Genomic DNA, 15251 nt, shown 5'->3' on the forward strand with positions numbered 1-15251 from the left:
AAGATGCTCGTTTCGCGCAGCAGGACGGAAAGACCCCGGGACCTTTACTACAGTTTGATATTGGTGTTCGGTTCGGCTTGTGTAGGATAGGTGGGAGACTTTGAAGCCCCAACGCCAGTTGGGGTGGAGTCGCCGTTGAAATACCACTCTGGTCGTGCTGGATGTCTAACCTCGGTCCGTGATCCGGATCAGGGACAGTGTCTGATGGGTAGTTTAACTGGGGCGGTTGCCTCCCAAAGGGTAACGGAGGCGCCCAAAGGTTCCCTCAGCCTGGTTGGCAATCAGGTGTTGAGTGTAAGTGCACAAGGGAGCTTGACTGTGAGACCGACGGGTCGAGCAGGGACGAAAGTCGGGACTAGTGATCCGGCGGTGGCTTGTGGAAGCGCCGTCGCTCAACGGATAAAAGGTACCCCGGGGATAACAGGCTGATCTTCCCCAAGAGTCCATATCGACGGGATGGTTTGGCACCTCGATGTCGGCTCGTCGCATCCTGGGGCTGGAGTCGGTCCCAAGGGTTGGGCTGTTCGCCCATTAAAGCGGTACGCGAGCTGGGTTTAGAACGTCGTGAGACAGTTCGGTCCCTATCCGCTGTGCGCGTAGGAATATTGAGAAGGGCTGTCCCTAGTACGAGAGGACCGGGACGGACGAACCTCTGGTGTGCCAGTTGTCCTGCCAAGGGCATGGCTGGTTGGCTACGTTCGGGAGGGATAACCGCTGAAAGCATCTAAGCGGGAAGCCTGCTTCAAGATGAGTATTCCCACCTCCTTGAGAGGGTAAGGCTCCCAGTAGACGACTGGGTTGATAGGCCAGATGTGGAAGCCCGGTAACGGGTGAAGCTGACTGGTACTAATAGGCCGAGGGCTTGTCCTCAGTTGCTCGCGTCCACTGTGTTAGTTCTGAAATAACGAACAGCTGTGATTACACACCAGCGTTCAAATTTCATAGTGTTTCGGTGGTCATAGCGTTAGGGAAACGCCCGGTTACATTCCGAACCCGGAAGCTAAGCCTTTCAGCGCCGATGGTACTGCAGGGGGGACCCTGTGGGAGAGTAGGACGCCGCCGAACAATCATTGTGGGAAAGCCCCGCACCAGCCCGTTACGGGTTCGGTGCGGGGCTTTTCTGCGTTCCGGGCACCTGTCCGGCCTCCTGTAGGGTCAGGGGGCATCGAACGACCATTTCTAGCGTCACAGTGGAGGCCCCCGGGTGGAGGTCCAGGAGACTCGGGTTCAGACTGACCGAATTTTCACCATTCCCAACATCCTGAGCATGGCTCGCCTCGCCGGCGTGCCCCTGTTCCTGTGGCTGATCCTCGCGGAGTACGACGGGTGGGCCCTGGCCGTCCTCATGCTCAGCGGCATCAGCGACTACCTCGACGGTAAGCTCGCCCGGCGCTGGAATCAGATCAGCAAGCTCGGCCGGCTGCTGGACCCCGCAGCGGACCGCCTCTACATCCTGTCGACGCTGTTCGGTCTGACCTATCGCGAGATCCTGCCGCTGTGGCTCACCGGAGCGCTCCTCGCGCGTGAGCTGATGTTGCTGGTCATGGTGTGGATCCTGCGCCGCCACGGATATCCGCCGCCGCAGGTCAACTTCCTCGGCAAGGCGGCGACCTTCAACCTGATGTACGCCTTCCCGTTGCTCCTGCTCAGTGACGGAAGCGGCTGGTTGGCCTGGTTGGCGGCAGTTTTCGGATGGGCGTTCGCCGGATGGGGTACAACCCTCTATTGGTGGGCAGGAATCCTTTACGTGGTTCAAGTCCGCCGACTGGTGAAGGCTGACGCCACGGCCGATTGAGCCCGCCGGATGCCGGATGACGCGGAGGAGTCGCGAAGTCACCGAACGGGGCGGGTGATAGTCGGCACGACTGTCATCTCTCAAGGAGGACTCTTCCGACATGAAGGCCGTCGTGATGGCCGGTGGCGAGGGCACCCGCCTTCGTCCCATGACCTCGAGCATGCCCAAGCCGCTCCTGCCGGTGGCGAACCGCCCGATCATGGAGCACGTACTCAGGCTGCTCAAGCGGCATGGGCTCAGCGAGACAGTGGTCACCGTGCAGTTCCTGGCGTCGCTCGTCAAGAACTACTTCGGTGACGGCGAAGAGCTCGGTATGGAGCTCACCTATGCCAACGAGGAAAAGCCACTCGGGACCGCCGGCAGCGTGAAGAATGCCGAGGAGGCCTTGAAGGATGACGCCTTCGTCGTCATTTCCGGCGATGCGCTGACCGACTTCGACCTCACCGACCTGATCCGCTTCCACAAGGAGAAGGGCGCACTGGTCACGGTGTGCCTGACCCGGGTCCCGAACCCGTTGGAATTCGGCATCACCATCGTGGACGAGGAAGGCAAGGTAGAGCGCTTCCTGGAGAAGCCGACGTGGGGGCAGGTGTTCTCGGACACCGTCAACACCGGCATCTACGTCATGGAGCCCGAAGTCTTCGACTACGTCGAGGCGGACGTCTCCGTCGACTGGTCCAGCGACGTCTTCCCGCAACTGATGAAGGAAGGCCGGCCGATCTACGGCTACGTCGCCGAGGGCTACTGGGAGGACGTCGGCACGCACGAGAGCTACGTCAAGGCCCAGGCCGACGTGCTCGAGGGCAAGGTCGAGGTCGAGATGGACGGCTTCGAGATCTCCCCGGGCGTCTGGGTCGCCGAAGGCGCCGAGGTCAGCCCGGACGCCGTGCTCCGCGGCCCCCTCTACATCGGGGACTACGCCAAGATCGAAGCCGGCGTGGAGATCCGCGAGCACACCGTCGTCGGGTCGAACGTCGTCGTCAAGAGCGGCGCCTTCCTCCACCGGGCCGTCGTCCACGACAACGTCTACATCGGCCCCCACAGCAACCTCCGCGGCTGCGTCATCGGCAAGAACACCGACATCATGCGCGCGGCACGGATCGAGGACGGCGCCGTCATCGGCGACGAGTGCCTCGTCGGCGAAGAATCGATCGTCCAGGGGAACGTACGCGTCTACCCCTTCAAGACGATCGAGGCCGGTGCCTTCGTCAACACCTCCGTCATCTGGGAGTCCCGCGGACAGGCCCACCTCTTCGGAGCGCGCGGGGTCTCCGGGATCCTGAACGTGGAGATCACCCCCGAGCTGGTGGTCCGGCTGGCCGGCGCTTACGCCACCACCCTGAAGAAGGGTGCGATCGTCACCACCGCCCGAGACCACTCCCGCGGCGCCCGAGCGCTCAAACGGGCCGTGATCTCGGCGCTCCAGGCCAGCGCGATCAACGTACGGGACCTGGAGAACGTACCGCTGCCCGTGGCGCGGCAGCAGACCGCCAGAGGGAGCGCCGGCGGCATCGTCCTGCGGACGTCACCCGGAGTGCCCGACTCCGTAGACATCATGTTCCTCGACGAGCGCGGCGCGGACCTCTCGCTGCAGCAGCAGCGCAAGCTGGACCGCGTCTACGCGCGCCAGGAGTACCGACGGGCCTTCCCCGGCGAGATCGGTGACCTGCAGTTCCCGGGCAGCGTCTTCGACGCCTACACCGGCTCGCTCCTGCGGCGGGTGGACACCACGGGCATCGCCGACGCCGGGCTCAAGGTCGTCGTCGACGCGACCAACGGCAGCGCCGGGCTGGTCATGCCGAGCCTCCTCGGACGGCTCGGGGTGGACGCCCTGACGATCAACCCCGGGCTCGACGAGTCCCGGCCGACCGAGAGCGCCGAGTCCCGGCGGGCCGGCCTGGTGCGGCTGGGCGAGATCGTGGCTTCGGCGCGGGCCGCCTTCGGCGTGCGGTTCGACCCCGTCGGCGAACGGATCTCCCTCGTCGACGAACGCGGGCGGATCATCGAGGACGACCGGGCGCTCCTCGTCATGCTCGACCTGGTGGCCGCCGAGAAGCGCAGCGGCAAGGTCGCGCTGCCGGTGACCACGACCCGCGTCGCCGAGCAGGTGGCCGCCTACCACGGCACCCAGGTCGAATGGACGACGACCTCGCCCGACGACCTGACCCGGGTCGGCCGGGCCGAGACCACCATCTTCGGGGGAGACGGCCGGGGCGGATTCATCGTTCCCGAGTTCAGCAGCGTCTTCGACGGCTCGGCGGCGTTCGTGCAGCTCCTCGGCCTGGTGGCCCGCACCCAGCTCACGCTGAGCCAGATCGATGCCCGGATCCCGCGGGCGCACGTGCTCAAGCGGGACGTGCCGACGCCGTGGGCGGTCAAGGGGCTCGTCATGCGACGGGTCGTCGAAGCGGCCGGAGACCGGCAGGTGGACACCACCGACGGGGTGCGGGTGGTCGAGGCCGACGGACGGTGGGCTCTGGTCCTGCCGGACCCGGCGGAGGCCGTGACGCACCTGTGGGCCGAGGGGCCCGATGACACCTCCGCCCAGGCGCTGCTCGACGAGTGGGCGGCCGTCGTGGACGGCGCCGGTCGCTGAGCGCGTGCCGTGCACTCACGTCCTGACGTGCTGACGTGAGGACGTAAGGCGGAAGTCCGGTGGGCCCGGGGCGGGGGAGTCCCGGCCCGGGCCCACCGGATGGACGCATTGGGTGTGTGCGGCGCCGACATGCGACGATGTGCGGCATGTCGCAGCCGCCCCCCAACCGGACTCCGGCGTCTCCTGTGCCAGCGCGCCCCGACGCCTCCATGTCGCTGCTGACGCACGTGATGGACCACAGCCTCGACGAGGGCTACGCGGAGGCGACCGCCCGGCGCGAGGCCGACGGCACGGCCGGTCTGCCCCGCACCCTCAAGGCCAAGCTGGGGCTCGCCGCCGGGCTCGTGATCACGGCGATGGTCGTCACGCTCGGTGCCGCCGAGGCCCGCGTGGACGCGCCCGTGCTCGCCAAGGAGCGCCAGGAACTGATCGACCGGGTGCAGCGCGCCGACGAGCGCGCGGACGCCCTGGAGAAGACCATCGACGGCTTGCGGACCGATGTCGCCGCACGTCAGCGCGCGGCCCTCAAGCAGCCCGGCGGGAGCGGCGGAGAACTCGTCTCGCTGCTCTCGGGGGCCACCGAGGTCCGCGGCCCGGGGATCAAGCTGGTGGTGGACGACGCCAAGGGCTCCTCCACGGGCGAGGGCGGCAAACCGCGCGAGAGCAGCGGGTTCTCCGACACCGGCCGGCTCCGCGACCGTGACATGCAGAAGATCGTCAACGGGCTGTGGCAGTCCGGCGCAGAGGCGATCTCGATCAACGGGCAGCGGCTGACGGAGCTGTCGGCGATCAGGGCCGCCGGTGACGCGATACTGGTCGACAACCGGCCGCTGGTGCCGCCGTACGAGGTGCTGGCGGTGGGGGACAAGAAGCGGCTCGGTCCGGCCTTCCAGGATTCGGCGGACGGCCAGTACCTGCACGTCCTGCAGGAGAGCTACGGGATCCGCTCCACGCTGTCCCCGGCCGATGACCTCCGGCTGCCGCCCGCGGCGAGCCTGATCGTACGTACAGCCACAGCAGCAGAGCAGCAGAAGGGTGCATCGTGATCGCGGTACTGGGCCTCTTGGCCGGAGTGGTGGTCGGACTTCTGGTCCGGCCCGAGGTACCGGCCGTGGTGGAGCCTTATCTGCCCATCGCCGTGGTGGCGGCGCTGGACGCGGTGTTCGGGGGCTTGCGCGCCATGCTGGACGGCATCTTCGTGGACAAGGTCTTCGTGGTGTCGTTCCTGTCGAACGTCGTCGTGGCCGCGCTGATCGTCTTCCTCGGCGACAAGCTGGGCGTCGGCTCGCAGCTGTCCACCGGTGTGGTCGTCGTCCTCGGCATCCGCATCTTCTCCAACGCCGCGGCCATCCGCCGCCACGTGTTCCGGGCGTGATGGGAATGAGCGCGAACGACACCCCGCCCGAGGAACCGAACGTGCCGGAACAGCCTCTTGAAGAGGGAAAGACACAGGCCGGGCCGGTTGCCGAGGAGACGGGGCGGCAGCGGCTGGCCGCCGGTCTGTGGCCGCCGCGGGTGAGCAGGGCCCAACTGATCGTCGCCCTGCTGCTGTTCGTCCTGGGGCTGGGCCTGGCCATCCAGGTCCGCTCGAACAGCGACTCCAGCGCCCTGCGCGGGGCCCGCCAGGAGGACCTCGTACGGATCCTCGACGAGCTCGACGGGCGGACCAAGCGGCTGGAGGACGAGAAGCAGCGGCTGGAGGACCAGCGGCGGGAGCTGGAGAGCAGCTCCAACCAGGCGGAGGAGGCCCGCAAGCAGACCGTGGAGAAGGAGCGTCAACTCGGCATCCTGGCCGGTACCGTGGCAGCACAGGGGCCGGGCATCACGCTCAGGATCACTGATCCCACGGGGCAGGTGCAGTCCGACCAGCTGCTGGACACGCTCCAGGAGCTGCGGGCCGCCGGCGCCGAGGCGATCCAGATCAACGGGGTGCGCATCGTGGCAGGCTCGTACTTCTCGGACGAGAACGGCGGGGTCGGGATCGACGGTAAGAAGATCACACAACCCTACGAGTTCAGGGTGATCGGCAAGCCGCAGGACCTGGAGCCCGCGCTCAACATCCCCGGCGGTGTCGTCCAGACGCTGGAGAAGGAGCAGGCCACAGTGGCCGTCACACGGTCGGCGAAGATCGTTGTGGATGCCTTGCGGGCTGCGAAGCAGCCTGACTACGCTCGGTCGTCATCGGGATGAAGATGAAGCGGAGTGGAGGGTGGAGCGGCGCACGCGGGCCGATGCCTGCGGGGGGTCGCCGCACCGAAGTTGCGGTGCGTGGTGGAAACTGTCTGGTGGTTACGGACGTTGTGAGAATGTCCGGGTCGGCAGGTGTCTGCATTCGGAGTTCGTCCTGCCCCACGGGCGGGTCTGTTTCAGTCAAGGGGAATCGCCCGTGAAGTTGTTTGAGAAGTTGTTCGGCAAGAAGAACCGCGAGGAGAGCGGCGCGGCGCGGCACCGTGCCGGCGGCGCGGAAGGGCAGGGTGACCGCCCGCTGTTCCGCGACGAGGTCGCCGGTCCGGGTGAGGTTCCGGGTGCTCCCGGCGCGTCGTCCGTTGACCCGGCCGGTACCGGCCGCATAGGTTTCGGTGAACCATCAACCTCAAGTGCGGGTGGAGGGTTTGCCCCCGACCCGTATGCCACCAACGCCTCCGCGGGGCAGCCGCGGCGCGAGGAGCCGTCCATGTCGGCCGAGCAGGTTTGCAGCAGGTGCGGACACCGCAGCGATGCGGCCAGCCGGTTCTGCTCCAACTGCGGAGCGCCGCTGCGGGCGGGCCTGACGCCGGAGCGTGCCTCGGAGACCACGTCCACCATCTCGATCTCGGGCCTTGAGGCCTACGAGGCCGAGGTGTCGGGCCAGACGCACGTGTCGTCCTCGCTGTCCCCCGAGGCCCAGGCCGCGGTGGAGGCGCTCCCGCCCGGTTCCGCCCTGCTCATCGTGCGGCGCGGACCCAACTCCGGCAGCCGCTTCCTGCTGGACGGCGAGCTGACCACGGCCGGCCGCCACCCGCAGAGCGACATCTTCCTGGACGACGTCACCGTCTCCCGGCGCCATGTCGAGTTCCGCAGGATCCAGGACGGCGGCTTCACCGTGGCCGACGTCGGCAGCCTCAACGGCACGTACGTCAACCGTGAGCCCATCGACTCGGTCGCCCTGCACAACGGCGACGAGGTGCAGATCGGCAAGTACCGGCTGGTCTTCTACGCGAGCCTGCGGGGCGTCTGACCCTCCCCCGGACCCGGTCCGGGGGCACCCGAGGGAAGGTCCCATGCTGCGCAATCCGACAGGCGGTGCCGGCAACGGCTCCGCCGGCTCGGCCGGGCGGCTGGTGAGCATCGGCACGGTGCTCACCACGCTGCGTGACGAGTTCCCCGAAGTCACGATCTCGAAGATCCGTTTCCTGGAGGCGGAGGGGCTGGTCGAGCCCCGGCGCACACCCTCCGGGTACCGCAAGTTCAGCACGGACGACGTGGAGCGCCTCGCCCGCATCCTGCGGCTGCAGCGCGACCACTACCTGCCGCTCAAGGTCATCCGCGAGCAGCTCGACGCGCTCGCGCGCGGTGAGCAGATCCGGATCCCGGGCCCCTCGGCGCACGGTGACGCCACCGATCCGTCCGATCCCTCGGACCCGGCCGTCGTCTACGGCGCGGTGGGACAGGAACGGCCCGCCGCGCCCCGCGTGGGGCGGGCCGAGCTCCTCGCGGCCGTCGGCGTGGACGAGGAGCAGCTGGCCGAGTGGGAGTCGTACGGGCTGCTCGGGGAGACCCCGGGCGGCGGGTTCGACGCCGACGCGGTCACGGTGGCCCGGCTCGTGGCCGACCTGGGGCGTTTCGGACTGGAGCCCCGGCACCTGCGCGCGATGAAGGCGGCCGCCGACCGTGAGGCGGGCCTGGTGGAGCAGGTCGTGGCCCCGCTGCGCCGGCACCGCAACCCGCAGACCAGGGCCCATGCGGAGGCCACGATGAAGGAGCTCGCGGGGCTCTCCGTACGGCTGCACGAGGCCCTGGTGCAGACCGCTCTCGGTGTCCGGTTGCGCTGAGCGCGTCGGTCCGGGTGGAGCCCCGACTACCCAAACCTGCCGAGCAGGTCCTAGGGTTGCTGTGTGAACGAGCTCGACGTTGTGGGTGTCCGGGTGGAAATGCCCTCCAACCAACCGATCGTGCTCCTGCGTGAAGTGGGAGGCGACCGGTACCTCCCCATCTGGATCGGTCCTGGGGAGGCTACGGCCATTGCCTTCGCCCAGCAGGGGATGGCCCCTGCCCGGCCGCTGACGCACGACCTGTTCAAGGACGTGCTGGAGGCGGTCGGTGAGGAGCTCACCGAGGTCCGGATCACGGATCTGCGGGAGGGCGTCTTCTACGCGGAGCTCGTCTTCGCCAGCGGGGTCGAGGTGAGCGCGCGCCCTTCGGACGCCATAGCCCTCGCCCTGCGGACGGGTACGCCGATCTACGGCAGTGACGGGGTCCTGGACGACGCCGGGATCGCCATTCCGGACGAGCAGGAGGACGAGGTGGAGAAGTTCCGCGAGTTCCTCGACCAGATCTCGCCCGAGGACTTCGGCACCGGGCCGCAGTGAGCCTCCGGCCGCGTCATCCACGGTGCGGCAGCAGCCCATTCGAGTAGCCTTTCCCCGGATACGGACACGGGAAACCACTCTCAGGGTGATTATCACTCGGCGTGCCGAGTGTGGCGATCGTTGACGCACCCGTGGTGACTGCCTACCTTCGAGGTGGGCAGGTCAAGGACGGAGGGTCGGCGTGAGGATCACGGGCGACGGTACGACCGGGGGCACCCCCGCACGCAGTGGCGCTGGGCCGTACCCGCTGCACGGTGGCGCGGTCGGATCCGCACGCCGCCAGCCGGAGTCGACGCCGGTCCAGCCGGTGGGCGGGGAGCAGGCGCCCGAGCAGATCGGCTACCGCGGACCGACGGCGTGCGCCGCGGCCGGCATCACCTACCGGCAGCTGGACTACTGGGCGCGCACCGGGCTGGTGGAGCCCAGCGTGCGGGCCGCCTACGGGTCGGGGACCCAGCGCCTCTACAGCTTCCGCGACGTCGTGGTCCTCAAGATCGTCAAGCGTTTCCTGGACACCGGTGTGGCGCTGCAGAACATCCGCACGGCGGTCCAGCACCTGCACGACCGCGAGCTGGCGGACCTGGAGCGGATGACGCTGATGAGCGACGGCGCCACCGTGTACGAGTGCACCTCGCCGGACCAGGTCGTGAGCCTCCTCCAGGGAGGGCAGGGCGTCTTCGGCATCGCCGTGGGCGTGGTGTGGCGCGACGTGCAGAGCGCGCTGTCGCAGCTGCACGGGGAGCGGGTGGACACCGGCGAGACCCTGGTCCGGCACAACCCGACGGACGAACTCGCGGCCCGCCGCAACCGTGCCGTCTGACCGGGCGGACCGAGCCGCGGCGATGTCGGCGGACCGAGCCGCGGCGATGTCAGAGGCGTAGGGCAGCATCGGTGCTGTGAGAGCCGCTCCGACCATCCTGCACCTGGACATGGACGCCTTCTACGCCTCCGTGGAGCAGGCGTCGAAGCCGAGCCTGCGCGGCAAGGCCGTCATCGTCGGCGGGCTCGGACCGCGCGGGGTCGTCGCCACCGCCTCCTACGAGGCCCGGCGGTTCGGGGTGCACTCGGCGATGCCGATGGGCCAGGCGCGCAGGCTCTGCCCGAACGGCGCCTACCTGATCCCGCGTTTCCCGCTCTACCGGCAGGTCAGCGACATCGTCATGGCCATGCTGCGGGAGCTGTCCCCGCTGGTCGAGCCGCTCAGCCTGGACGAGGCCTTCGTGGACCTGGAGGCGGGCGGTGTCGCCTTCGACTCGGACTCCGCGCGGGCCACGGGCGAGCGGCTGCGGGCCGGCATCAGGGCCGCCACGGGGCTCAGCGGGTCCGTGGGGCTCGCGGGGTCGAAGATGCTGGCCAAGGTGGCCTCGGAGGAGGCCAAGCCGGCCGGGCTGCTGCTCATCGAGCCCGGGACCGAGCGGGAGCTGCTCGCACCGATGTCCGTACGGACCCTGCCCGGGGTCGGGCCGGCCACGGGGGAACACCTGCGCCGCGCCGGGATCACCACCGTGGGGGAGCTGGCGGAGGCGGGCGAGGACGAGCTGGTCCGGATGGTCGGGCGCGCGCACGGCGCGGGGCTGTACCGGATGGCGCTGGGGCTGGACGACCGGCCGGTGGTCGCGGAACGGGACGCGAAGTCGGTGTCCGTCGAGGACACCTTCGACGTGGATCTCCACGACCGGGTGCGGATCAGGGGTGAGGTGCAGCGGCTCGCGGACCGGTGCGTGCAGCGACTGCGGGGATCCGGGCACTCGGGGCGCACGATCGTGCTGAAGGTCCGGCGCTACGACTTCTCCACCCTGACGCGGTCCGAGACGCTGCGGGGGCCCACGGACGATCCCGCGGTGGTGCGGGAGGCCGCCGCGCGGCTGCTGGAGGCGGTCGACACCACGGGCGGGGTGCGACTGCTGGGGGTGGGGGTGACGGGGCTGGCGGACTACACGCAGGAAGACCTCTTCGCGCAGTCGTCCGCCACGCGGGCGTCGGACGAGGACGGCGGTGCGGGAGGCACCGGCGGGGAGGCGGAGCCGGAGGCCGCCGGCGGCGGCGCAGCGGGACGGGAGGGACAGGAGGGGCAGCAGGAGCTGGAGGGGCCGGAGCAGCCCCGTGGGCCGCAGGAGGCCACGCAGCGCCGCTGGACGGCAGGGAGCGACGTCCGGCACGTGCTGTACGGGCCGGGGTGGGTGCAGGGCAGCGGCGTCGGGCGGGTGACCGTACGGTTCGAGCAGCCAGGCTCGGAGCCCGGCCGGGTGCGGACCTTCCTCGTGGACGACCCGGAGCTGGAGCCGTCCGACCCGCTGCCGCTGGTGGGGGAGGGGACGTAGGAGGCGGCCGGCCGCAGCGGGGGGCTCAGCCCTCGTCGCCCGCCAGCCGGCCGAAGTCGCGGTGGAAGTCGGACGGCAGGGTCGTGTCCAGGCCGTAGTGGTGGTAGAGCTGGAGTTCCTGCTCGGGTGACAGGTGGCGGCCGACGCCGAAGTCCGGCGCGTCCCTGATGAGGGAGCGCTCGAAGGGGACCCGCAGGGTCTCGCCGACCATCTCGCTCGGCTCCAGCGGGACGAAGGCGTCCCGGCTGAACAGACCGGTGCGGACGGCGGCCCACTCCGGGACACCCGTGGCATCGTCGAGGTAGACCTCGTCGATGGTGCCGATCTTGGCACCGTTGCGGTCGAACGCCTTGCGGCCGATCAGGCTGCGCGGATCGATGTCGGTCTGCACGGTCCCTCCAAATGGTCGCAACTGCTCCGTAATGACTACAGAAGTGCATTTCCGCAGCGGAGGCCACTCGGGGAGCCCCTTGAACCCCGCTGGTAGTCTGGATGACGGCTGTCGACCCTGTGCGGGAGAGTCCTCCGAATGAGCAAGACGGAGGCGCCGAAGGAGCAAATCCTCCCCGGAATCTCTCAGGCATACGTACCGCACGGACGAGGCCACTCTGGAAAGCAGGGCGGGTACCGGGCGCGCAGTGCCGGTCCCCCTCCTCACCGACGGTGAAAGCCGGACCTCTCGGGAGACCCCCGTGACTCCGGTGAAACTCTCAGGTGCAGATGACAGAGGGGGAGGCCGTCCGGGTGCCCGCGCCGTGGTGCCCCTCGCAGGTCATATGACCAGGAGGCCTCCGTACATGACCGCCAACCGCATTCCGCTCTCCCAGCTGGAGCGAGGCATCCCCTTCGAACAGCGCCACATCGGCCCGGATGCCGAGGCGCAGGCGAAGATGCTTGCCCACGTGGGCTACGGCTCCCTGGACGAACTGACCGCCGCCGCGGTCCCGGATGTGATCAAGACCGCCGACGCGCTGGACCTGCCCGAGGCACGGACCGAGGCCGAGGTGCTCGCCGAGCTGCGCTCGCTCGCCGACCGCAACCAGGTCCTCACCCCCATGATCGGTCTGGGCTACTACGGGACCTTCACCCCGCCGGTGATCCTCCGCAACGTCATGGAGAACCCGGCCTGGTACACGGCGTACACGCCCTACCAGCCGGAGATCTCCCAGGGCCGCCTCGAAGCGCTCCTGAACTTCCAGACCGTCGTCGCCGACCTCACCGGCCTGCCGACCTCGGGCGCCTCGCTGCTCGACGAGGGCACCGCGGCCGCCGAGGCCATGACCCTCGCCCGCCGCGTGGGCAAGGTCAAGGGCAACGTCTTCCTCATCGACGCCGACGCCCTCCCGCAGACCGTCGCCGTCATCGAGACCCGCGCCGAGCCGATCGGCATCGAGGTCGTCGTCGCGGACCTCTCCGACGGCATCCCCGCCGAGATCGCCGAGCGCGGCGTCTACGGCGTCCTGCTCCAGTACCCCGGTGCCTCCGGCGCCGTCCGGGACATCAAGCCGGTCATCGACCAGGCGCACGAGCTCGGTGCCATCGTCACCGTCTCGGCCGACCTGCTCGCCCTGACCCTGCTGAAGTCCCCGGGCGCCCTGGGCGCGGACATCGCGGTGGGCACCACCCAGCGCTTCGGCGTCCCGATGGGCTTCGGCGGACCGCACGCCGGCTACATGGCCGTCCAGGACAAGCACGCCCGCTCGCTGCCCGGCCGCCTCGTCGGCGTCTCGGTGGACGCGGACGGCAACAAGGCCTACCGCCTGGCGCTGCAGACCCGTGAGCAGCACATCCGCCGTGAGAAGGCCACCAGCAACATCTGCACCGCGCAGGTCCTGCTCGCCGTCATGGCCGGCATGTACGCCGTCTACCACGGCCCGGACGGCCTGCGCACCATCGCCGGCCGCACCCACCGCTACGCGACGCTGCTCGCGGCCGGTCTGCGGGCCGGCGGGGTGGAGACCGTGCACGGCTCCTACTTCGACACCATCACGGTCCGGGTACCGGGCCGTGCCGCCGAGGTCGTCGCCGCCGCCCGCGAGGGCGGGGTCAACCTCCACCGGGTCGACGCCGACCTCGTCTCCATCAGCTGCGACGAGACCACCCTGCGCGCCGACATCGAGGCCGTCTGGGCCGCCTTCGGCGTCACCGCCGACATCGAGGCGCTCGACGAGACCGCGGCGGACACCCTCCCCGAGGGCCTCCTGCGCACGGACGCGGTCCTGACCCACCCGGTCTTCCACCAGCACCGCTCCGAGACCGCGATGCTGCGCTACCTGCGCAAGCTCTCGGACAAGGACTACGCGCTGGACCGCGGCATGATCCCGCTGGGATCCTGCACCATGAAGCTCAACGCGACCACCGAGATGGAGCCGGTGACCTGGCCCGAGTTCGGCCAGCTGCACCCCTTCGCCCCGGTGGAGCAGGCCGAGGGCTACCTCACGCTCATCAACGAGCTGGAGGAACGACTCTGCGAGGTCACCGGCTACGACAAGGTCTCCATCCAGCCGAACGCCGGCTCGCAGGGTGAGCTCGCCGGACTGCTGGCCGTACGCGCCTACCACCGTGCGAACGGCGACGAGCAGCGCACCGTCTGCCTCATCCCGTCCTCCGCGCACGGCACCAACGCCGCCAGCGCCGTCATGGCCGGCATGAAGGTCGTCGTCGTCAAGACGGCCGACGACGGCGAGGTGGACGCGGACGACCTGCGCGCCAAGATCGAGCAGCACCGCGACGAGCTGGCCGTGCTGATGATCACCTACCCGTCCACCCACGGCGTGTTCGAGGAGCACGTCGCCGACATCTGCGCCCAGGTCCACGAGGCCGGCGGCCAGGTCTACGTCGACGGCGCCAACCTGAACGCCCTGGTGGGCCTCGCCAAGCCGGGTCACTTCGGCGGCGACGTCTCGCACCTGAACCTGCACAAGACCTTCTGCATCCCGCACGGCGGCGGCGGTCCGGGCGTCGGCCCGGTCGGTGTCCGGGCGCACCTGGCCCCGTACCTGCCGAACCACCCGCTGCAGCCGACCGCCGGCCCGGAGACGGGCGTCGGCCCGATCTCGGCCGCGCCGTGGGGCTCCGCCGGCATCCTGCCGATCTCCTGGTCCTACGTGCGCCTCATGGGCGGTGAGGGCCTCAAGCGCGCCACCCAGGTGGCGGTGCTCGGCGCCAACTACATCGCCAAGCGCCTTGAGCCGCACTACCCGGTGCTCTACACCGGCCCCGGCAACCTGGTCGCGCACGAGTGCATCATCGACCTGCGCCCGCTGTCGAAGGCCACCGGCGTCAGCGTGGACGACATCGCCAAGCGCCTGATCGACTACGGCTTCCACGCGCCGACGATGTCCTTCCCGGTCGCCGGAACGCTCATGATCGAGCCGACGGAGTCCGAGGACCTCGCCGAGATCGACCGCTTCTGCGACGCCATGATCGCCATCCGCGCCGAGATCGAGCGGGTCGCGGGCGGCGAGTGGCCTGCCGACGACAACCCGCTCGCCAACGCCCCGCACACCGCGGCGGCGCTGGGCGGTGAGTGGAACCACCCCTACACCCGCGACGAGGCCGTCTTCCCGGGCGGGGTCACGGCCGCCGAGAAGTACTGGCCGCCGGTGCGCCGCATCGACGGTGCGTTCGGCGACCGCAACCTGGTGTGCTCCTGCCCGCCGCTGGACGAGTACGACAACTGAGGCACCCGCCGCACGTGATCTCCGTCGTGCGGACATGACGAAGGGGCCGGTCCGGGAGACACTCCCGGACCGGCCCCTTCCGTCGTCGGACCGCGTCGCCTACGCAGCCGCGAGCGGGCGGTGCGGGGCGATGATCTGCCCGTCCGGCAGCAGCTCACCGGTGTCCTCGAAGAGCAGGACGCCGTTGCACAGCAGGCTCCAGCCCTGTTCCGGGTGGTTGGCCACGGGGCGCGCGGCCTCCCGGTCGGCGGATTCGGCAGACGGGCAGGCTGGCTGGTGCTGGCACAT

General features: G+C 69.4%; 13 protein-coding genes, 2 rRNA genes and 1 riboswitch (1 of these 16 only partly in view). Of the genes, 13 read left to right on the top strand and 2 right to left on the bottom strand.

Annotation, left to right across the window (positions count from 1 at the left end; all coding sequences use genetic code 11):
- The 12 genes from AC2RP6_RS31855 to AC2RP6_RS31910 all read left to right on the top strand — a co-directional run.
- Positions 1-870, top strand: a 23S ribosomal RNA gene (locus AC2RP6_RS31855) (it extends 2250 nt beyond the left edge of the window).
- Between the two features lie 78 nt (positions 871-948).
- A 5S ribosomal RNA gene (gene rrf, locus AC2RP6_RS31860) occupies positions 949-1065 on the top strand.
- Between the two features lie 139 nt (positions 1066-1204).
- Complete coding sequence (clsA, locus tag AC2RP6_RS31865; RefSeq protein WP_486449297.1) at positions 1205-1795, top strand: cardiolipin synthase ClsA; 591 nt, start codon at positions 1205-1207, stop codon at positions 1793-1795.
- A gap of 100 nt (positions 1796-1895) precedes the next feature.
- Complete coding sequence (locus AC2RP6_RS31870) at positions 1896-4391, top strand: sugar phosphate nucleotidyltransferase (RefSeq protein ID WP_486449298.1); 2496 nt, start codon at positions 1896-1898, stop codon at positions 4389-4391.
- Between the two features lie 137 nt (positions 4392-4528).
- The gene (locus AC2RP6_RS31875) at positions 4529-5437 is read left to right on the top strand and encodes a DUF881 domain-containing protein (RefSeq protein WP_486450523.1); all 909 of its coding nucleotides are present in this window, start codon (positions 4529-4531) and stop codon (positions 5435-5437) included.
- Positions 5434-5766 (top strand): small basic family protein, encoded by a 333-nt coding sequence (locus AC2RP6_RS31880; RefSeq protein WP_007262894.1) that lies wholly within the window; start codon positions 5434-5436, stop codon positions 5764-5766. Before AC2RP6_RS31875 ends, AC2RP6_RS31880 begins: the two co-directional genes overlap by 4 nt.
- A gap of 5 nt (positions 5767-5771) precedes the next feature.
- Positions 5772-6581: a DUF881 domain-containing protein gene (locus AC2RP6_RS31885; protein ID WP_486449299.1), complete on the top strand. Its 810-nt coding sequence runs from the start codon at positions 5772-5774 to the stop codon at positions 6579-6581.
- An 88-nt stretch (positions 6582-6669) separates the two neighbouring features.
- A complete protein-coding gene (locus AC2RP6_RS31890; protein ID WP_486450524.1) occupies positions 6670-7608 on the top strand; it encodes an FHA domain-containing protein in 939 nt (312 codons plus the stop codon).
- Between the two features lie 43 nt (positions 7609-7651).
- Positions 7652-8422: a transcriptional regulator FtsR gene (gene ftsR, locus AC2RP6_RS31895; RefSeq protein WP_486449300.1), complete on the top strand. Its 771-nt coding sequence runs from the start codon at positions 7652-7654 to the stop codon at positions 8420-8422.
- Between the two features lie 63 nt (positions 8423-8485).
- Positions 8486-8959, top strand: a complete 474-nt coding sequence (locus tag AC2RP6_RS31900; RefSeq protein WP_007262890.1) for a bifunctional nuclease family protein — start codon at positions 8486-8488, stop codon at positions 8957-8959.
- 181 nt (positions 8960-9140) lie between these two features.
- Complete coding sequence (locus AC2RP6_RS31905; protein ID WP_486449301.1) at positions 9141-9779, top strand: MerR family transcriptional regulator; 639 nt, start codon at positions 9141-9143, stop codon at positions 9777-9779.
- A 76-nt stretch (positions 9780-9855) separates the two neighbouring features.
- Positions 9856-11280 (top strand): DNA polymerase IV, encoded by a 1425-nt coding sequence (locus AC2RP6_RS31910; protein ID WP_486449302.1) that lies wholly within the window; start codon positions 9856-9858, stop codon positions 11278-11280.
- A 25-nt stretch (positions 11281-11305) separates the two neighbouring features.
- Here AC2RP6_RS31910 and AC2RP6_RS31915 read toward each other — a convergent pair whose 3' ends face one another.
- A complete protein-coding gene (locus AC2RP6_RS31915; protein ID WP_486449303.1) occupies positions 11306-11671 on the bottom strand; it encodes a PRC-barrel domain-containing protein in 366 nt (121 codons plus the stop codon).
- Positions 11672-11783: 112 nt separating this feature from the next.
- Positions 11784-11882, top strand: a riboswitch (glycine riboswitch).
- A 195-nt stretch (positions 11883-12077) separates the two neighbouring features.
- On the opposite strand from AC2RP6_RS31915, the gene gcvP reads away from it, so the two are divergent.
- A complete protein-coding gene (gcvP, locus tag AC2RP6_RS31920) occupies positions 12078-14963 on the top strand; it encodes an aminomethyl-transferring glycine dehydrogenase (RefSeq protein WP_486449304.1) in 2886 nt (961 codons plus the stop codon).
- Between the two features lie 99 nt (positions 14964-15062).
- Here gcvP and AC2RP6_RS31925 read toward each other — a convergent pair whose 3' ends face one another.
- A complete protein-coding gene (locus AC2RP6_RS31925) occupies positions 15063-15251 on the bottom strand; it encodes a DUF5999 family protein (RefSeq protein WP_030009772.1) in 189 nt (62 codons plus the stop codon).

Source organism: Streptomyces sp. WAC03905 (genome assembly GCF_057371075.1).